This is a genomic window from Corynebacterium yudongzhengii, from assembly GCF_003065405.1.
Taxonomy (GTDB): Bacteria; Actinomycetota; Actinomycetes; order Mycobacteriales; family Mycobacteriaceae; genus Corynebacterium; species Corynebacterium yudongzhengii.
The window spans coordinates 1,587,367-1,605,717 of the sequence record NZ_CP026947.1; the positions used below are offsets into that span (position 1 = coordinate 1,587,367).

Genomic DNA, 18,351 nt, shown 5'->3' on the forward strand with positions numbered 1-18,351 from the left:
AAAGGGACCCCATGTCTAAGAGGACCAATCTGCTCAAGGCCGTGGCCGCTGTGGCCACCACCGGCCTGCTGATCACCGCATGCTCGGATCCGAACCAGACCGACACCTCCGCCGAGGGCAACGGCGCGGACACCGCCACCACCGCGGAGGAGACTGGCGCCGAGAGCACTGAGGCCGCCGAGGACGAAGAGATCGATCCCGCCTACGGTGCGGAAAACGGCATGGCCCTCATCGAACTCCAGGACGAGAAACCGGAGGTCGCGGAGGTCGAGACGACCAACGAGCCGAACCGCATCGCCATGAGCATCACCGAGGAGCCCACCACCTCCATGGCGTTCAACTGGTACACCGCCGACGAGCTGGAAGACTCGGTGCTGCGCGTGTCCACCAACGAGGACATGTCCGACGCCCAGGAGTTCCCGGCCGAGGCCAAGGAGGTCATCTCCGAGTACGCCGAGCGCACCGAGGACGGCTACTACATCTACGCCGATGCCGAGCGCGACGAGGAAGGCGACATCATCCTCGACGACAACGGCGAGCCGGAGCAGGTCAACGGCTACTTCACCGACGAGCAGATCGACCGCGAGAACACCGAGTGGACTGCCGACGGATCTGATCTCGCCTACCTCGGCCTAGTCGAGGTCCCGGAGCACACCAACAAGGCCACCGCCGAGGGCCTGGAGCCGGGCACCGAGTACTACTTCCAGGTCGGTTCCGAGTCCGAGGGCTTCTCCGATACCGGTTCTTTCACCACGGCTTCCGAGGACGGCCAGTTCACCCAGTTCATCCAGTACACTGACACCCAGAACGCGTACTGGAACGCGAACGTCAACAACGAGGCCGCCTACGGCGCCGACACCCTGGCGAAGGCCAGGGAAGTCGCCCCGGACGCAGAGTTCGCCGTGCACACCGGTGACCTCGTCGAGACCGCCCAGGTGGAAGACGAATGGGTCGACAACCTGGACATGTCGGTGGAGAACAACCTCAACCTGCCGCACGCCTTCGTCTCGGGTAACCACGACGAGTACTCCGTGCGCTGGGAGGAGGAGCCGCTGCTCGAGTCCTTCAACGACCACCTCAACGTCCCAGCGGCCAACGACGCCATCAACGGCGGCTCCTACTACTCCTTCGACCACTCCGGCATCCACTTCACCGTCCTTAACACCAACGACAACAAGGAGTCCGAGGACAACCCGGAGGAAGGCGCCATCGGCCAGGAGCAGATGGAGTGGGCTCGCCAGGACATCGAGCAGGCCCGCGAAAACGGCGCCAACTGGATCGTCCTCGCCTACCACAAGCCGGTGTACTCGGCGTCCTACCACGCACTGCAGGATGAGGACGTCCAGGTCACCCGCGAGGACTTCGTCAAGATGGCCGACGAGCTGGGCGCCGACCTGGTGCTCCAGGGCCATGACCACCACCTGACCCGCACCAAGTCGCTGGTCTACACCCCGGATAACTTCGCCTACGGCGAGGTGGAGGACACCGAGAAGACCGAGATCGACGGCACCGAGTACCACGTCAACCCGGAGGGCGTCACCTACGTCATCCCGAACACCTCGGGCACCAAGACCTACGACGCGATCTACCAGAAGGGCGCCGAGCACGTTCACAAGGTCCGCCCGGATCTGGACTGGATGACCCAGGAACAGGTCGACTACTGGAACACCCTCTATGACATCGCTGAGCAGCCCGAGGACTCCGAGAAGTTCGAGCACGCTCACGACAACTACCGTCAGTCGGAAATCCAGCACTTCGCCGTCTACACCGTGGACGAGAACAACCTGAAGATCGAGTTCTACCAGGTGGAAGGCGATCTCCACGAGGGTGAAGACCGCGAGGCTACCCTCGTCGATTCCTACGGCATCACCAAGGACGGCTCCGCACAGTAGTACGGATCTGGCCTAGCTTTCCTTTGAGCTTGCCTTGAGAGAATCCCCCGCTGATGCGGGGGATTCTCTGCGTTCTAGACGGCGTGCGGGCTGGGTTTTTCGGTGGGAGTTTGCGGGCGCTGTAGAGCCCTACCGTGCGGCTGGGTGTGCGTGTACTCCCCCAGATAGGCTGGCACTGTCATCCCGCGTCTCCACGCAAGGAAGTAGCCATCATGGGCGACTCGGTTATCCATTCCCGCAAATTCCGGCCTGCCTTTGGTGTTCCTTTGGTGTTCCTTTGGTGTTCCTGCTTTCTTGGATGATTTACAGGGACGGCAACCATGTCACACGGCGCATTCGGCAACGCAGGACGCTCGTAGCGGCGGCAACCATGTCACACGGCGCATTCGGCAACGCAGGACGCTCGTAGCGGCGGCAAGCCAACCGACGAAGCTTTTACGCACGTGCGTAAAAAAGCAGAGGGCTCAGGGTGACAGTGTTCCTCATGTTCCTATGAGTTCCCCGGTATCCATTGATTTCCGATTACGCACATGCGTAAAACCCGCCCCACACTATGCGGCAGCATAGTGAGCCGCCCGGGACTGTTCTGCCCGTGGGGCCGACGCGGCGACCCGCCAGGGCGACGCACCGAGCGACTCCGACAACTAAACCTATGAATCAACCGCGATTCATCGATTTCCGATTACGCACGTGCGTAAAACCCCTCATCCGCACTATGCCGCGGCATAGTCGCGTAGATGCGTTTTCGCTCCTTCACCTCCGCCAGTAGACCAAGGTGGCGATCCAGCAGTTCTCTTCGAACTGATCGCCAAAGTGCAAGAAACACGAGAAACACTCCGGTAAGCATATTCCGGCGAGAGAGACTCCGCGGGGCCGCACACCGTGGAATGAAGAGATGCGTCGGAGCTAGGTGCTACCAGGCAAACCGGAATCCTACTACCAACTACCCGGACACGCACTACCACCTACCCCGAATCTGCAGTATATGACGGGAATCGGGTTGCTTTCCCCAAAATCTAAACGGCGACTATGCGCCTATCTAAGCCGGAAAAGAGGCGCCACCTCCAGCCACCTCGCGTTTCGCGAGGGACGGACGTGACGCCTCGGAGCAACCAGCAACCAGCAACCAGCAACCAGGCGCCATTCAAGCACCCAGCTCAGCGGAACCTAACCCATGTGGCCGACGTTGCGCAGAACGCCGAAGCGATGCGAGGTCACCGAGACCGCCTGCTCGAGGAGCATGTGGAGGAGTTCGCGGCGGCCGTCGGCAAGCACCGGGGTATCGATGATCACCGAACCGGAATCGACGGCGGCCTGGTAGGCCATGTCCGGAACGTCACCGAGGTAGCGCACACGCACACCGGAGCGCTCGGCAATCTTCTGGGAGTACTTCAGGTCGTCTTCGACGGTGATCTCCATGAATTCCGGCACCACGACCTCGACGGCGGCCGGGGCGGAGATCTCCAGCTCGGTGCCGGTGAGGATCGACCCCAGGTGCAGGCGCAGCAGGTCCTTGAGCTCGAAGCCGTGGCCGAGGCGGACCATGAGGCGATCGAGCAGCGGGCGGTAACGGAAGATGTTGCGCTCGCTGGCCAGGGCCGTGCGGTCGTGCTCCACGCCGAACTCGCTGCGCCAGGCGATAGCGTCGAGCTCCGCGGCGCGGGTGAGCCATTCGGCGTCCTCCTCGTTGAGCAGGGCCGCAACACTCAGCAGTTCGCGGGCGATGCGCGGCTCCAAAGAGACGTTCTGCGGCTTCAGCTCGCCGTCTTCCCAGGTGCCCTGCTGGGCGACGTAGTTCGGGCCGCCGGCCTTCGCGCCGGTTCCGATGGCGGAGTCCTTCCAACCGCCGAAGGACTGACGCTGCACGATCGCGCCGGTGATACCGCGGTTGACGTAGGCGTTGCCGACTTCGACGCGCTCGATCCAGTGGGCGATTTCGTCGTCGTCAAGCGAATGAATACCGCCCGTCAGGCCGAAGCCGGTGGAGTTCTGCCAGTCGATGGCCTCGTCGAGATCCTTGGCGTGCATGATGCCGAGCACCGGGCCGAAGCACTCGTGGGTGTGGTACCAGCTGCCCGGCTGAACGTTGTCGCGCACGCCCGGCGTCCACAGGGTGCCCTCCTCGTCGAGCTGGCGCGGTTCGATCAGCCAGGTCTCGTCGTCGTCGAGGGTGGTCAGACCGCGCTGGAGCTTCTCCGGCGGCGGCTCGATGAGCCCGTTCATCGTGGTGGAGATGTCCGTGCCGCGGCCGACGACGAGGGTGTCGATGGCGTCGAGAAGCTGGTTGCGGAAGCGGTCCGACTCCCCCATCGAGCCGACGAGGATGACCAGCGAGGACGCCGAGCACTTCTGCCCGGAGTGGCCGAAGGCGCTGTTCATGACGTCCTCGGCGGCCAGGTCCGGGTCGGCGGCCGGGGTGACGATGATGGCGTTCTTGCCCGAGGTCTCCGCGTTGATCTTCATCGTCGGATCCCAGGAGCGGAACAGGGCGGCGGTCTCGGAGGCGCCGGTGAGGATCACCGAGTCGGCGGAAGTGATGAGCTTCTTGCCGGCATCGCCTTCGTCGGCACGCACGAGCTGCAGGATGTCCGGGTTGATGTCGTGGCGGGCCAGGCCGCGGTGGATGGCCTCGACCGCGATCTCGGCGCAACGGACGACCTGCGGGGCCGGCTTAATGATGACCGCCGAGCCCGCCGCCAGGCCGGAGAGCATACCGCCGACCGGGATGGCGACCGGGAAGTTCCACGGCGGGATCACCGCGACGAGCTCATGCGGGGTGAAACGCTCGTCGAGCTGGAGTGCCGACTGCGCGTAGTACGCAGCGAAGTCAATCGCCTCGGAGACCTCCGGATCGGACTGCTCGATGGTCTTGCCGGCCTCGTGCGCCATGACCGTGAGCAGCTTCTTGCGCTGCTTGGCGAGCTCGTCGGCGATGGTCTCGAGGACGTCGGCACGCTCGTCGCCGCTCAGCTCCGCCCAGGCCTTATGCGCCTGCCGCGCCTTGTCGACGGCCGCGTCGACCTCCGCGACGTCGGTGGCCTCCGGGGATTCGATCTCGCCGGGGGTATCGGCCAGCGCCTCGAGAGCCCAGCGGCGGTTCGGCTCCAGCGCGGGATCGGTGTCCGGTTCGTTGGTGAACACGCCCCGGCGCGTAGCGCGGCCCTCTTCGGTGAAACGGTTCTGGGTGCGCCTCGGGGTCTCGCTGACACTCGCGGCATCCTCGACGGCGCGGCGGAAGCGGCGCTCCTGGTCATCCATCTCGTTCTCGGCGAACAGGGCGTGGATGAAGTTTTGCGACGACGCGTTCTCCTCCAGGCGGCGCACCAGGTAGCTGACGGCGACGTCGAAATCCTCCGCGCGCACCACCGGGGTGTAGAGGATCAGCGAGCCGAAAGCTTCGTGGACGAGGTCGGCCTGATCCGGGCTCATGCCCTGGAGCATTTCGGCGTCGACCTGGCGCATGACCCCGCGGCTGGAGGCCAGGTGGTAGGCCATGGCCAGGGTGTAGAGGTTGTGGCTGGCCACGCCGATGCGCAGGATGTCGGCATACTCTTCGTCTAGGACCATGTCTAAAAGGCGCAGGTAGTTGGCGTCGACCTCGTCCTTGGTGGCGTAGACGGTCTGCTCCCAGCCGTGGGTTTCGGCATCGACCCGCTCCATCGACAGGTTCGCGCCCTTGACGATGCGCACCTTGATCGGAGCCCCGCCCTTCGCCTTGCGCTGGCGGGCGAACTCTTGGATCTCCTTCATCGCGGACACCGAATCCGGCAGGTAGGCCTGCAGCACGATGCCGGCCTCGTAGTCTAAGAACTCCTCCTCGCTGAGCAGTTCCTTGAACAGGCGCAGCGTGAGGTCGAGGTCCTTGTACTCCTCCATATCGAGGTTGATGAAGGTCCGCGGCGACGCGTCGCGCGCGAGGCGGTATAGCGGTCGCAGCTGGTCCTTGAGGCGCTCGACGGAGCCGTCCTCGTCGAAGTGGTTGAGCTGCGCGCACAGGCTCGAGGCCTTCACGGACGCATACGTCACCCGGGGGTTCTCGATCAGCTCAGCGGTGCGGCGCGCGCGATCCTGTGCCTCCGCGTTACCGAGCACCGCCTCACCCAGCAGGTTGAGGTTTAGCTGCACGTTCTTCTCGTTGGCGTCGTCGAGAAGCTTGTTCAGAGAATCACCGTCGGCGTCGAGGACCAGGTGGCCCACCATCTGCCGCATGCGCGCCCGCGCCAGCGGCATGACGATGCCCGGCGCGATCCGCCCGGCCAGGGAGCCGAGGCTGAGCATACCCCGGTTGATCGGGCCGAGGAAGGCCGGGCCCGTCGGCATCTTGCGCAGTTCTCGAGCAGCGACAGCATCGTCGTCGGGGCGGGCGACACGATCCACGAAGTCCATCGTGAAGTTGACACCCTCGGGGTCCTGCATCAGGCCGGCGAGCTGGCGGGAGGCGGCATCGGTGGCCTCGGCACCGTCGTCGGTCTTGTCCAGCCATTCGTGGGCGAGAGTGACAGAATCCTCGACCAGCTGGGAAAGAGAAGGCGCATCATTCATGGTTGACTATCCCCTTGTGCATAGCCGACCCCGGTCCGGTCTCGACGGGAGAGGGCGGGGTCTTAGCGACAATCACGCATTCCGTGACCATCCCCCAGTGTGACCCTGGTCCTAGCCTTCCGTCAATGACGACGCATAACACACCCCCGTGGGGTACACCGGCGACGGGCATAAGGGCCGCTGAGCTGGGGCGATCGCTTATCGACGGCCGTTTCCACCTGGACGTTTAACCCCCTGTGAAAATGCACACCCAGATCCCCATTTTCAGTGTTTTCTTCCATACGCAGAGTGTTCCGGCCGCGGTAAAGGTTCATTACGGTGACCCTATGTCAGAGAGCACATCACCGCCAGGCGATCGCCTCCAGTCACAATCAGAGCCCCAGCAGGAAGGAATCGGGAAGGTCTCACCCCATTGGGCGCTGGGGCCTTTCGATGTCCGGCTCCCCTTCGTTCATTACCGCATCGAGTGGCCCGACTTCGCGCAGGGCCTTTTCATGTGCGTGGTTGATCTGGGTGCCATCCCTTTGATGACCCAGGCGCTCGGCATGCCCTTCGAGGTGGCCCTCGCCGTGGTCATCCTCAACGGCCTGATGTATCTGCTCCACCATCTGCTCGGCGACCCGGTCGTACCGGGCTGGATCACCCCGGCTATCCCGCTTCTGATCCTTTACGTCGAAACCTTTCCCGAGGGGGAACAACGGGTATGGGCGCTCATTAGTTTCCAATTGGTCCTCGGCATATTCGCGGTGATTCTTGGGTATAACCGGACTCGCCTCGCGCGTCGTCAGGATTATCCCTTCCGGCCTGAGGTCGGGGATCATCCTCGGAGCTGGTATCGCCGCCCTCATGTCCGTCTTCGGCGACGAAGGACACTTTCACGCGTTCCCCATCACTATCACCATCGCGGTTCTGATCGCGTTCTATCTCATGTACTCGCGAGGGTTCGCTGCGCTTCGTCGACAAGCCGCAGGCTGGCGTTTCCTCGCCTCATTGGGGATTCTTCCGGCCATCTTAATCGGCGTCTTCGTCGCCCCGATCGTCGGAGAAGGCGCGTGGCCGGACGTGGAATGGGGCTTCAGCCAGCCGGACTTCCTCACGCTGTGGAACGAGTACACCGTCTTCGGCCTCGGGCTTCCGCCCGCGATGATGTTCATTACGGGCATTCCTACCGTCCTTGCCGCCTATATCGTCGTCTTCGGAGATGTCCTGCAAAGCAAGGCGATCCTGAAAGAAGCCGATCACGTTCGCACCGACGAGGCGGTCGTATACAACCCCAACCGGGCGCATCTCCTGTTCGGCGGGCGAAACATGGTGATGAGCGTGCTCGGTCCCGACGTTGCCATGTGCGGGCCTTTGTGGTCCGCAATGCATGTCGTCCTCGTCGAGCGTTACAAGCAGGGGCGGCGCGCCATGCGCTCCATCTTCGGCGGCGCGGGCTCCTTCCGCTGGGGCACCAACGTGGGCCTGATGCTCCTTCCGATCGTTACCTTCGTCGGACCAATCCTCGCCGTCGGACTCGCCCTAACCCTTACTATCCAGGGGTTTGTCTCTGTTCGCGTCGGCATCATGGAAGCGAAGAACCAAAAAGGACTTAGGAATCGCCGGGGTCACGGCGGGAGTACTCGTCACTCAGGGAGCTGGGTGGGCCTTCGCTGCTGGCCTCCTCATGCTCGCGGTGATTTATGGCCCAAGGATGTTCCGCGATGAACGCGACGGCACCATCCGGCACTTCGACGAGATCGGTGACGACGAAGGTTTCGTCGATGCGAACGCCGACTTCACCGAACTCGCCGAACTCAACGACACCCCGGAAGGCCCAGATACCTCACCGCGATGATCAGCGCGCCCGCTGGTTCCACAGGCTGGTTCAACCAGGCTGTTACGCTGGGAAGGCATGTGGATTGTCACCGGAGCCGAAGGATTTCTAGGAAACACGATCGTGCGCCAGCTCCTCGAGCAGGGCGAAGAGGTACGCGCCTGTGTCTATGACACCGAGGCCGCGCGCTTTGGACGAGCTGTCGTGCGAGATCGTCACCATGGACGTCACCGACACTGACGCCGTGGCGGCGGGTTTCGACGGCGCCGATGAGAGCACCACCGTCATTCACTGCGCCGGCATCGTCAGCATCGGCAGCACGGTCACCGAGGCCGTGCGCACCACCAACGTCGACGGCACCCGCAACATCCTCGACGCCTGCCGTGAGCATCAGGTGCACCGGCTCGTGCATGTCTCGAGCGTGCACGTCATCCCGGAGGAAGAAGGCGTACTCACCGAGGTCGAGACCTTCGATCCCGAGCTCGTCGTGGGCGAGTATGCGAAGACGAAGACCGAGGCGACCGCGCTGGTGAAAGACGCCGCCAGCGATATCGATGCGGTCATCGTCCACCCCTCCGGCATCGTAGGGCCCGGTGACTAAGGCGACTCCCACCTCACCCGCCTGATCCGTGATCTCACTGAGGGCACCCTGCCCATCGTCGTCACCGGCGGGTACAACTTCGTCGATGTCCGCGACGTCGCCTCCGGCGCGATCAGCGCCGCCGACAAGGGCCGCCGCGGGGAGAGCTACCTGCTCAGTGGGCACGAGGTGACCGTGGGTGAGCTGGGCGCGATCGTCGCCAAGACGACGGGTCGGCGGTGTCCCGTGGAGATCCCGCTGTGGGTAGCGAAGGCCATCGTGCCGCTGGCGGAGTGGATCTCGCGGCTGCGCGGCACCGCTCCCCTCTTTACCCGCTACTCGCTGCATACCCTCGAAGCGCCGGCGAACTTCTCGCACGCTAAGGCGACCTCGGAGCTGGACTATGAGCCGCGCCCCGTGACCGAGACGATCACGGATACGGTGCGCTGGCTGCAAGAGCGCTACCAGGATTAGCGGGGTTATTCGGTTCTAGGTTAGTTGTAGCGGGAGCGGCGGGCGAGCCAGTTACCCAGCGACTGGATCGCCTGGACCACGATGACGAGGATGATCACCGTCATCAGGATCGCGAAGCTATCGAACTGCTGGTAGCCATAAGAGACCGCCAAGTCGCCGACGCCACCGCCGCCGACCGTGCCGGCCATCGCCGTCGCGCCGATCAGGCCGACCGTCGAAGTGGTCAGCGCCAGAATGATCGCCGGCTTCGCCTCCGGCAGCATGAAGTAGCGGATGGTCTGCCAGGTGGTTGCTCCCATCGACTCGGCGGCTTCGATGATGCCGGGCTCGACCTCGAGGAGCGCTGCCTCGATGAGGCGGGCGATGAAGGGCGCGATATAGATGGTCAGCGGCACCAGCGCCGCGGTCGTGCCGATGGCGGAGCCGACCACGAGGCGGGTAAACGGGATGATCGCCACCATGAGGATGATAAACGGCAGCGAGCGCACGATGTTCACCAGGAAATTCGTCAGCGCGTAAACGGGTTTGTTGGGCAGCAGACCGCCCGGTCGGTGCAAGACGAGCACCAAGGCCAAGGGGATGCCGATCAACGCGCCGATGAACAGCGAGATGCCCACCATGTAGAGGGTCTCCCCGCCGGCGGAGAGGTACTGCTCGGGGCTCACACGGGTGTCGAACGTTTCCATCCAATTATTCACGGAAGCACCTCCACATTGAGTCCGTCTGTGCGATCCGCCCAGCTCAGGGCGGAGGAAATGGATGCCGACGCCCCGTTGAGCCCGAGCACGAGCGTGCCCACCGAGCTGTGCCGAAGCGGCGCGTCCGCCGCGTGGAGTAGCTGCGCGGTCACGTCGAAACGCTCGCTAAACTGGCCGATGATGTCGCGGGCGGCGCCGCCGGTGTGGACGATGCGCACAGTCGTCGGGAAGGGGTGCTCGCGCAAATCCGCCACGACGCTATCCGGCAGCTTCTGCGGCACGACCGTTTCGACGAAGCGCCGAGTCAACGGCTGCTGCGGGTGGGCGAACACGTCGCGCACGGCGCCGTTTTCGATGAGTTCCCCGTTTTCGAGGACGGCGACGTTATCGGCGATCCTCGAGACCGCCGACATCTGGTGGGTGATGATGAGGATGGTCAGGCCGAGTTCTTCGTTGATGCGCTCCAGCAGCTCGAGGATCTGCGAGGTGGTCAGCGGGTCGAGGGCGCTCGTGGGCTCGTCGCACAGCAGGATCTTCGGGTCCATGACCAGCGCGCGAGCAATGCCGACGCGCTGACGCTGCCCGCCGGAGAGCTGGGCGGGCCGGTGGCCGGCACGCTCGGCGAGTCCGACGAGCTCGAGCACTTCCTTGACCCGGCTATCCCTCTCACTCTTGGCGACGCTGGCGAGCACCAACGGCATCGCCACGTTTTCGGCGACGGTCTTCGAGTCGATCAGGTTGTGATGCTGGAAGACCATGCCCATCTGGCGGCGCAGCTGGCGCAGCTCCGAGTGCCGGAGCTTGGCGACGTCTCGTCCCAACGTGGTCACGGTCCCACCAGTGACACTCTCGAGCCCGTTGACGGTGCGAAGCAGAGTGGACTTGCCGGCACCAGAGGTGCCCACCACCCCATAGATACTGCCGGCGGGGATGTCGAAAAAGATATCCTTCAAGGCAAGCACGCTATCGAAAGCCTTGCTCACGCCGCTGAAGCTCACGGCGGGCACGGTATTAGGTGAGGTCATACAGGCACACCTTTCGTTTCTCTGTCGCTCGACGCCCCGCTACTGGGGAGGGGTGATCTCTTCCGGGACGAACCAGTATTCATCGGAGTTCTCTTCGGCGAGGAACTCGTGGAACTCTTCGGAGTTATAGGCATCGACGACCGCGTTGGCCCACTCGGAGTCCGCGTCCTCGGCGCGCACGACGGCCTGCAGGATCAGCTCGGGCCGCAGGGACTCCTGGAAGTGCTGCAGCTCGGTATCCACGCCGGAGGCATAGGAGATCGAGCCCGGGATGACGCCCCAGTCCAGATCCGCGAGAGAGCGCGGGATCGTGGCGGAATCCATGGTCTGAATATCCAGGTTGTGCGGGTTGTCCTCGACATCCGCCATGGTCAAAAGTCCGGGGTTCGCGTCCGGGTTGAGGGTGATCCAGCCGGCGTCTTCCAGCATGAGGAAGGCGCGGGACTGGTTGGAGGCGTCCTGCGGGATGCCGACGGTGTGGCCGTCGGCGACGTCGTCCAGCAAGGAATGGTTCTCGGAGTAAATGCCGGCCGGCACGGTCGGGACCGGGGTAATGTTGGCCAGCTCCGACCCGATCTCCTCGTTGAAGTTCTCCATGTAGGAGGTGTGCTGGTCGACGTTCAGGTCGGTCGAGCCTTCCCGCGACCGAGACGTCGGCCTGCTGGAGTTCCGAGAACTCGGTGTATTCGATCGTGTATCCGGCCTCGCTGAGAATGGGCTCGATGCCGTCTTGGAAGAGTACGGAGTAAGGACCCGGCAAGGTGGCCACGCGGATGGTGTTCTCGTCCGAGCCATCGGCACCGCAGGCTACGAGGCCTGCGGAGGCGAATACGCTGATAGCACCCAGTGCGAGGCAACGGCGGATATGCATGTTTCTCCTGAATAAAATAGACCAAGTAGTACGTCGCGCTTAGACCACTTGGTCCGTTCAGGTTGCTGCCAACGACCCCCACGAAAGGGTGCATATGCGGCAGTTTTAACAACTGGTTTTTAACAACGGCAAAACCCACCCCTCGCTGTCACAGCGACGAGGCGGGTTGGGCTCAAGGACGCTCAGTAACGATCGCATTCACCGTCTTTTGGCTCTGAGTTAGATACCTGAGTTAGATGCCGAGGTCATTCTTAATGATCTCGGCCATGCCGTACTGACCCTGCACGGTCGGGTGGTTGACCATCGGGCCCATCTCCGGATCCTGCACTCCAGCAACCCAGCGCTCACCCTCCGGCGCACAGGTGGAATGCGACTTCGACTGCTCGTAGACGTCGATGAAGTTCGCGCCCCCGGCCAGAGCAGCGTCGCGAAGGTTGTTGCGGAACGACTCCTGGATGAAGTCACTGCCCGGGGTCGGCAGACGCAGGATCGTGTTGTTCGGCAGGTTCACGAAGCACACGTTCTCGCCGTTACCTTCGGAGGCCGGCTCGGCGAAAGCCTGGTACGAGGTGAAGGTCACGCGGGCGCCCGGGGCAACCTGGCTGACACGGTTCTGCACGTGGTTAACCAGCTGGCGGTAGGCGCTCACGGGAGGAACCGGAATGTTCACGGAACCCAGGGCGGCGTCAGCCCACTGGGTGACGTCCAGGCCGCCGTACATGAGCACGACCTCTTCGGTACCCGGTCCGATATCGCCGTACATGATGGCGGCCTCGAGGTAGGCGAGCATCTGGACGATCGGGAGACCGCCCGTGCCGTTGCAGGACCAGTCGCCGACGGTCTTGCCGGACTCGCGGCCGACGATCTTCGGCCAGTTCTCGTTGTCGGTCGCACAGTTAGAGACGATGAGGCTCTGCCCCGGCTCCAGACCGCGCGGGCCAGCCTTGCCGGCGTTGGCAGTGAAGGAGTCACCGAAGGCGACGATCTGCTTCGGCTCGGTAGCCCACGGCGAGAAGTTCGACGGCAGGTCCAGACCGGCGGCCTCGACCGGGATACCCAGGTTATCGAGGGTCCGCTGGAGCTGCTGGAGCGGGCTTGCGACGGCGGCACCCACGGCGTTCGCGGCCACGGCCGGCGGCGGGCCCGCAGGAATACCAGGTACCGGAGTGGCAGCTGCGGTGGGGACAAGGAGCCCGCCACTCAGCGTCGCGACGGCCGCGACCACTGCAACACGGGCGGAAGTAACGAAGTTCTTAACCATGCGTTAAATGCAACATAACTGCTTTGTTATATCCATATAAGGGCTTAAAGTTTGCTGAAAGTCTTTTTCACTACACGCTTGTCCAACATATGCGTTTCTGGGCATATCTAATGCTGGTCAGGCGGAAAAATAGCGCCAGTAGCTTTACTCGCACCCTCAACCGAAGTATCACCCCCGTTTGTGCAGGGAATCACATGATTAACGCAGTGTTTTCTCAGATTTTGATGTGCGAAGTGATTCATATTTCAGGGAGCGGATTTCGCCCGGGCTCCCGCCATCGCTTTTCGGACACGCAGCCGCCAAGGGCTGCCAGCATTGGGCGCCCAGGATCCGCGAACGGATAGCGCGAGACGGTGCGCCGACAGGCAGGGGCCCCGATCCGCGAGACTCGTCTGCCAGGGTCTTTTCGACGAGCGTTAGCGCAACAACAGGACCCGAGAGAGTAGGCGGTGGTTGGCGCCGGCCAATCGTCCCACCTCGCCCATTGGCCTCTTCTGTGGGGCTGTTGTATTTTGCCGGCCCGCATTGGCATGACGCGCTATCGCTGGTCGAAATCAGCCGCCCCTAAAGGAGTGCTGGTTTCGACCGCGCGGGACTCCTTTCTGAGAGGGCTCTTTCGACCGGGCACACGAAGGCGATAACGCTGCATGGACGGTAGGGCGTCAGGTGTTCTGAAGGTCCGCTCTTTGGCGCGGTTTTACGTTACCGCTATACAAACGCTTAAAGGACGATGCTTGAGGGGCGCGCCCTTAAGGTTTTGTCGCGAAAAATCACCCGATTTGCCGCCCCTCAAGGTTCTCCCTTTAAGCATTTGCACCCAGGGCGGCACCCCAGGCACCCCAGCCCCCCACAAACCCCCACCACCAACAAATGTGGCCTTGCTCACACTAGCTTAGTGAAACTATACTGATAACTGGGTACACACTCGCGAGCACCCCAGTCCTCTTTCCAGCCCCTTTACCTTAAGGAGCGAGACCATGACCCAGACTTTCACCGCCGCCGTGGTCGACGAATTCGGCCCTACAGTCAACCTCCGCGATCTTAAACTCCCCGAGCCAGGCCCCTTCCAGGCTCTAGTCAAGCTCGTTTCTTCCGGAATCTGCCACACCGATCTGCACGCCGCCGAAGGTGACTGGCCCGTGAAGCCGGAACCGCCGTTCGTGCCTGGACATGAGGGGGTCGGGATCGTCGAGAAGGTCGGCGAGAACGTCTCCCGCGTCAAGGTGGGCCAGATGGTCGGCAACGCCTGGCTGTGGTCGGCGTGTGGCGAGTGCGAGCACTGCCGCACCGGACACGAGACCCGCTGCGCGGACGCTGACTACGGCGGCTACACCCAGAACGGCTCGTTCGGCGAGTACATGCTCGTCGATACCCGCTACTGCCCCATCATCCCGGAGGGCTGCGACCCCATCGAGGTCGCGCCGATCCTGTGCGCCGGCGTGACGGTGTACAAGGCGCTTAAGACCACGGGCGTGAAGCCCGGCCAGTTCGTCGTGATCTCCGGCATCGGCGGGCTTGGCCACATCGCCGTGCAGTACGCGGTGGCGATGGGCATGCGCGTCATCGCCGTCGACATCGCAGACGAGAAGCTCCAGCTCGCCTCCAAGCACGGCGCGGAGCTGACCGTCAACGCCGCAGACGGCGACCCGGTGGCTACGATCCAGGAGTTCACCGGCGAGGGCGCGCACGGCGTGCTCGTCACCGCGGTGCACCCCTCGGCGTTCGGCCAGGCCATCGACCTTAGCCGCCGCGGCGGCACCATCGCTTTCGTGGGACTGCCGCCGGGGGATTTCCCGGCGTCGATCTTCAACATCGTGTTCAAGGAGCTGAGTGTGCGCGGATCGCTCGTCGGGACCCGGCAGGACATGGAGGAAGCCCTCGACTTCTACGCCCGCGGGCTGATCCGCCCGACCTACTCGGAGTGCCGCCACGACGAGATTAACGACGTCTTCCAGGCGCTTGTCGACGGCACCGTCGAAGGCCGCAAGGTCATCCGCTACTAGTACCGCCTAGCGGGTCGGCCGCGGCTGGCCTTCCGCATAGCCCGCGGCCGACTGCACGCCGACGATCGCGCGCTCGTGGAAGCGTTCGATCGTATCGGCGCCGGCATACGTGAACGAGGAGCGCACGCCGGAGACGATCGAATCCACCAGATCCTCGACCCCACCTGCGCCCGGCGTGAGATAGATCCGCGCCGAGGAGATCCCCTCCTCGAACATCTCGCGCCGGGCCTTTTCGAATGCCTCGGTCTCGGTGTTGCGGGCGTCGACCGCCCGGTGCGAGGCCATGCCGAAGGACTCCTTGTAAGCGCGGCCGTCGGAGTCTTTGAGCAGATCCCCCGGCGACTCGTAGGTGCCGGCGAACCAGGAGCCGATCATCACCTGCGACGCGCCGGCGGCCAGGGCCAGGGCGACGTCGCGCGGGTGGCGCACTCCCCCGTCGGCCCAGACGTGCGCGCCGTGCTTCTTCGCCTCCGCCGCGCATTCCACGACGGCGGAAAACTGCGGGCGGCCCACGCCGGTCTGCATGCGGGTGGTACACATCGCGCCCGGGCCCACGCCCACCTTGACGATATCCGCACCCGCCGCCACCAGATCGCGCACGCCCTCCGGCGTGACGACGTTCCCCGCCACCACCGGCACCCCCGGATCCAGAGACCTTACGCGGCGCACGGCGTCCAGCATGGACTGCTGGTGACCGTGGGCAGTGCCGATGACGAGGACGTCGGCACCGGCGTCGAGAAGCGCCTTCACCCTGCCCTCGACATCGCCGTTGATGCCCAGGGCGGCGGCGACGCGCAGCCGGCCGTCGGCATCCGTGGCCGGGGTGTAGAGCGAATCGCGCAGCGCCCCGTGGCGGGTGAGCACGCCGAGGAGGTGCCCGCTGTCATCGATCACTGGGGCGAGCTTGCGGGATGCGGAGGTCAGGCGGGTGAAAGCCGCGCGGGGCTCAATGCCGGCGGGCAGGGTGTAGAGATCCCGCGACATCAAGGCGCCGACTTGCGCGAAGTTATCCACGCCGACGAGGTCGCGCTCGCTGAGCATGCCGACGGGGCGCAGCGGATTTTCGGCGTCCACGACGATGGCGGCGCCGTGGGCGCGCTTCGGCATGAGGTGGCGGGCATAACCGGCGGTGTGGTGGGGTTTGACGGTGATGGGGGTGTCATAAAGCAAGTGTGCAGACTTGACTTTGGTGATCGTTTCGGCGGCGATGTCGGCGGGCACGTCCTACGGCAAGACGGCGATGCCGCCGCGGCGGGCGATCGTTTCCGCCATGCGGCGGCCAGACACCGCCGTCATGTTCGCCACCACCAGCGGGATGGTGGTGCCGGTGTTGTCGGAGGTCGAAAGATCGACAGACATCCGCGAACCGACCTCGGAAAGGGAAGGCACCATGAACACGTCGTCGTAGGTCAGGTCGTGTTCCGGTGCTCTGTCATAAAGGAATCGCATAACGCCTATTGTGCCGCGATCACACCTGTCGCGACACCGTGTGCGCCGGCACAATGGAGACCATGAAGATCACCCGACGATTCCACTCCTGCGTAGAAATCCGCGAAGGCAACACCACCGTCATCATCGATCCCGGCAGCTTCGGCGCGCCCGAAAACCTGGCCGACGCCGACGCCATCCTCATCACCCATATCCACCCCGATCACGTCGACGTCGACGCCGTCCGCGCCGCCCGCGCCCACAACCCCGCGCTGCAGATTTACGGCCCCGCCGCCCTCGGCGACAATCTCGAGCTGGAGCACACCACCGTCGCCCACGGCGAGAAGTTCGCGATCGGCGATATCGACGTCGAGGTTCACGAAAGCGCCCACGCCACGATCATCCGCTCCATCGAGCTGCCCCAAAACGTCGGCTATGTATTCAACGGCCGCATCTTCCACCCGGGCGACTCCTTCCCCGATCGCCCCGGCATGGAGCTGGTGTGCGTGCCGATCTCCGCGCCCTGGATGCGCATGCTCAACGTCGACGACTACCTCGCCGCCAACCGCCCAGAGTCCTTCATCGGGGTCCACGACGGCATCGACAACGACAACGGCCGCGGGGTGCGCACCAACCTCCTACGCACGCTCGCCAAAGATCACGACACCCGCTACCTCGAGCTCGCGCCGGACGAATCACACGAGCTGGCAGCCCGCTAGTTCACCTCGCGACGCCAGCCTTTCCCTTCCGCGTCATACTGCACGCGCAGGGCGGCCTTTTCAGCCCCCGGCTGCCAGAACTCGACGTGCTGCGGGGAAACCGCGAAGAACTCCCCGCCCCCGCCTGGGCTGGTGATGCGGTTGACCTCGCCGCGCACGCGCACCGCGCGGGCCTGCTCCGGCCACCAGAAGTTCAGCGCAGCGGCCTTCACGTGGCGCAGCTGTTCCGCCTTTGTGGAGCGCGCCGAGGTGCCGAAAGAAAAGCCCTGCTCGTCCACCGCGTAGAGGTTGACGGTGCGGGCATCCGGCGCACCGGAGGCATCCACCGTGGCCAGGGTCATGGCCTTCGGCTCGGCGACGGGGCCACAGGCGGCATGAAACCAGTCCACGAACAGTGCAATCGGGTTATCGGGCAGGTTGTCTACATCCAGCTCCGGCGCCTGGCCGGTCATCGAGGCGACATCCTGCAGCTGTTTCGCGCTCAAAGTGCTCATGCCGTCCAACTTAGCGGGCAGAAAGCTCGTGTAGCGCTGCCAGCGCGGCTGCCACAGCCCCACGCGCACGCCGATAAGCTCTCGCAAGTGCGGAGATGTCTCCTCGTCCAGGGCGCGAATATAATCCCCGACGACCTCCCGCGGTAGCCGCAAACCCATCGTCAGATGCGGCAGCCACCGCCGGCCCCGCCCGTCCGGATTCAGCGCGGAGAGCTCGCGGGCGGCACACTCGAGCTCTTCGGTGGTCTCTAAAAGCCAGGCGACGGTTTGGCGGCGCTTCGTTCCGAAGGTGACGGTTCCGGCCCGTCGAAAAGCGGCCGGCACGTGCGGCGGCAACAGCTGCGCGGCACGCCGCGTGACGACGGGCACCATCTCCGGCGCAAACGTCACCGTAATGTGCGGCGTCTGGCGCTGGGGCGGGAACCCGCGCTCGGCCAAGCGGGAGAAGATCGCGCGGATCTCCGCCTCCTGGTCACCGGAGAGGTGGAAGAGGATGTTATCCGGCGAGGTCACCTGGGCTCTCCTTTACTCACCGCACGCCGGCCGAC

General features: G+C 64.2%; 13 protein-coding genes and 3 pseudogenes. 7 read left to right on the forward strand and 9 right to left on the reverse strand.

Going from position 1 to position 18,351, the window contains the following annotated elements; translation table 11 throughout:
* The first annotated feature begins 11 nt into the window (after nucleotides 1-11).
* Nucleotides 12-1,892, forward strand: a complete 1,881-nt coding sequence (locus C3B44_RS07355; RefSeq protein ID WP_108431807.1) for a purple acid phosphatase family protein — start codon at nucleotides 12-14, stop codon at nucleotides 1,890-1,892.
* A gap of 1,167 nt (nucleotides 1,893-3,059) precedes the next feature.
* Here C3B44_RS07355 and C3B44_RS07360 read toward each other — a convergent pair.
* The gene (locus tag C3B44_RS07360) at nucleotides 3,060-6,434 is read right to left on the reverse strand and encodes a proline dehydrogenase family protein (RefSeq protein WP_108431808.1); all 3,375 of its coding nucleotides are present in this window, start codon (nucleotides 6,432-6,434) and stop codon (nucleotides 3,060-3,062) included.
* Nucleotides 6,435-6,838: 404 nt separating this feature from the next.
* Nucleotides 6,839-7,255 carry a hypothetical protein gene (locus tag C3B44_RS11940; protein ID WP_235840433.1) on the reverse strand — a complete coding sequence of 139 codons (417 nt, stop codon included), beginning with the start codon at nucleotides 7,253-7,255 and terminating at the stop codon, nucleotides 6,839-6,841.
* Nucleotides 7,256-7,280: 25 nt separating this feature from the next.
* Between C3B44_RS11940 and C3B44_RS11945 the strand changes: the two genes are divergently transcribed.
* The 4 genes and pseudogenes from C3B44_RS11945 to C3B44_RS07380 all read left to right on the forward strand — a co-directional run bounded on the left by C3B44_RS11945 (nucleotide 7,281) and on the right by C3B44_RS07380 (nucleotide 9,304).
* A complete protein-coding gene (locus C3B44_RS11945) occupies nucleotides 7,281-8,141 on the forward strand; it encodes a hypothetical protein (protein WP_235840434.1) in 861 nt (286 codons plus the stop codon).
* A complete protein-coding gene (locus C3B44_RS11950; RefSeq protein ID WP_235840435.1) occupies nucleotides 8,128-8,271 on the forward strand; it encodes a hypothetical protein in 144 nt (47 codons plus the stop codon). Before C3B44_RS11945 ends, C3B44_RS11950 begins: the two co-directional genes overlap by 14 nt.
* A 57-nt stretch (nucleotides 8,272-8,328) precedes the next feature.
* Nucleotides 8,329-8,851 (forward strand): annotated as a pseudogene (locus tag C3B44_RS07375) (NAD-dependent epimerase/dehydratase family protein).
* Between the two features lie 174 nt (nucleotides 8,852-9,025).
* A complete protein-coding gene (locus C3B44_RS07380; RefSeq protein ID WP_146183466.1) occupies nucleotides 9,026-9,304 on the forward strand; it encodes a Rossmann-fold NAD(P)-binding domain-containing protein in 279 nt (92 codons plus the stop codon).
* Between the two features lie 20 nt (nucleotides 9,305-9,324).
* Here C3B44_RS07380 and C3B44_RS07385 read toward each other — a convergent pair whose 3' ends face one another.
* From C3B44_RS07385 to C3B44_RS07400, 4 genes are all read right to left on the reverse strand, one after another.
* Complete coding sequence (locus C3B44_RS07385) at nucleotides 9,325-9,990, reverse strand: methionine ABC transporter permease (protein WP_108431812.1); 666 nt, start codon at nucleotides 9,988-9,990, stop codon at nucleotides 9,325-9,327.
* 8 nt (nucleotides 9,991-9,998) lie between these two features.
* Entirely contained in the window at nucleotides 9,999-11,027 is a 1,029-nt protein-coding gene (locus C3B44_RS07390; RefSeq protein WP_108431813.1) for a methionine ABC transporter ATP-binding protein, read from the reverse strand.
* Nucleotides 11,028-11,066: 39 nt separating this feature from the next.
* Nucleotides 11,067-11,624 carry a MetQ/NlpA family ABC transporter substrate-binding protein gene (locus C3B44_RS07395; RefSeq protein WP_328588289.1) on the reverse strand — a complete coding sequence of 186 codons (558 nt, stop codon included), beginning with the start codon at nucleotides 11,622-11,624 and terminating at the stop codon, nucleotides 11,067-11,069.
* 506 nt (nucleotides 11,625-12,130) lie between these two features.
* Nucleotides 12,131-13,159, reverse strand: a complete 1,029-nt coding sequence (locus C3B44_RS07400) for a GDSL-type esterase/lipase family protein (protein WP_108431814.1) — start codon at nucleotides 13,157-13,159, stop codon at nucleotides 12,131-12,133.
* A 977-nt stretch (nucleotides 13,160-14,136) separates the two neighbouring features.
* Here C3B44_RS07400 and C3B44_RS07405 point away from each other — a divergent pair.
* Nucleotides 14,137-15,162, forward strand: a complete 1,026-nt coding sequence (locus C3B44_RS07405) for a zinc-dependent alcohol dehydrogenase (protein WP_108431815.1) — start codon at nucleotides 14,137-14,139, stop codon at nucleotides 15,160-15,162.
* Nucleotides 15,163-15,168: 6 nt separating this feature from the next.
* On the opposite strand, the pseudogene C3B44_RS07410 reads toward C3B44_RS07405, so the two are convergent.
* Nucleotides 15,169-16,611 (reverse strand): annotated as a pseudogene (locus C3B44_RS07410) (GuaB1 family IMP dehydrogenase-related protein).
* Nucleotides 16,612-16,673: 62 nt separating this feature from the next.
* On the opposite strand from C3B44_RS07410, the gene C3B44_RS07415 reads away from it, so the two are divergent.
* Nucleotides 16,674-17,309: an MBL fold metallo-hydrolase gene (locus tag C3B44_RS07415; RefSeq protein ID WP_108431816.1), complete on the forward strand. Its 636-nt coding sequence runs from the start codon at nucleotides 16,674-16,676 to the stop codon at nucleotides 17,307-17,309.
* On the opposite strand, the gene C3B44_RS11955 is transcribed toward C3B44_RS07415, so the two are convergent.
* Together C3B44_RS11955 and C3B44_RS11960 are read right to left on the reverse strand one after the other, a co-directional pair.
* A complete protein-coding gene (locus C3B44_RS11955) occupies nucleotides 17,306-17,803 on the reverse strand; it encodes a pyridoxamine 5'-phosphate oxidase family protein (protein ID WP_328588290.1) in 498 nt (165 codons plus the stop codon). The two genes, C3B44_RS07415 and C3B44_RS11955, sit on opposite strands and share 4 nt — an antisense overlap.
* Nucleotides 17,804-17,824: 21 nt before the next feature.
* A pseudogene (locus tag C3B44_RS11960) lies at nucleotides 17,825-18,316 on the reverse strand (2'-5' RNA ligase family protein); the annotation flags it as partial.
* Nucleotides 18,317-18,351 lie beyond the last annotated feature (35 nt).

Excerpts from the sequence above, each read along its gene's own strand:
- C3B44_RS07355 (WP_108431807.1), top strand. The coding sequence starts at position 12 with ATGTCTAAGAGGACCAATCTGCTCAAGGCCGTGGCCGCTGTGGCCACC.
- C3B44_RS11955 (WP_328588290.1), bottom strand. The coding sequence starts at position 17,803 with ATGAGCACTTTGAGCGCGAAACAGCTGCAGGATGTCGCCTCGATGACC.
- C3B44_RS11940 (WP_235840433.1), bottom strand. The coding sequence starts at position 7,255 with ATGATCCCCGACCTCAGGCCGGAAGGGATAATCCTGACGACGCGCGAG.
- C3B44_RS11945 (WP_235840434.1), top strand. The coding sequence starts at position 7,281 with ATGTCCGTCTTCGGCGACGAAGGACACTTTCACGCGTTCCCCATCACT.
- C3B44_RS07385 (WP_108431812.1), bottom strand. The coding sequence starts at position 9,990 with ATGGAAACGTTCGACACCCGTGTGAGCCCCGAGCAGTACCTCTCCGCC.
- C3B44_RS07390 (WP_108431813.1), bottom strand. The coding sequence starts at position 11,027 with ATGACCTCACCTAATACCGTGCCCGCCGTGAGCTTCAGCGGCGTGAGC.
- C3B44_RS07400 (WP_108431814.1), bottom strand. The coding sequence starts at position 13,159 with ATGGTTAAGAACTTCGTTACTTCCGCCCGTGTTGCAGTGGTCGCGGCC.
- C3B44_RS11950 (WP_235840435.1), top strand. The coding sequence starts at position 8,128 with ATGTTCCGCGATGAACGCGACGGCACCATCCGGCACTTCGACGAGATC.
- C3B44_RS07395 (WP_328588289.1), bottom strand. The coding sequence starts at position 11,624 with ATGGAGAACTTCAACGAGGAGATCGGGTCGGAGCTGGCCAACATTACC.
- C3B44_RS07415 (WP_108431816.1), top strand. The coding sequence starts at position 16,674 with ATGAAGATCACCCGACGATTCCACTCCTGCGTAGAAATCCGCGAAGGC.
- C3B44_RS07405 (WP_108431815.1), top strand. The coding sequence starts at position 14,137 with ATGACCCAGACTTTCACCGCCGCCGTGGTCGACGAATTCGGCCCTACA.
- C3B44_RS07360 (WP_108431808.1), bottom strand. The coding sequence starts at position 6,434 with ATGAATGATGCGCCTTCTCTTTCCCAGCTGGTCGAGGATTCTGTCACT.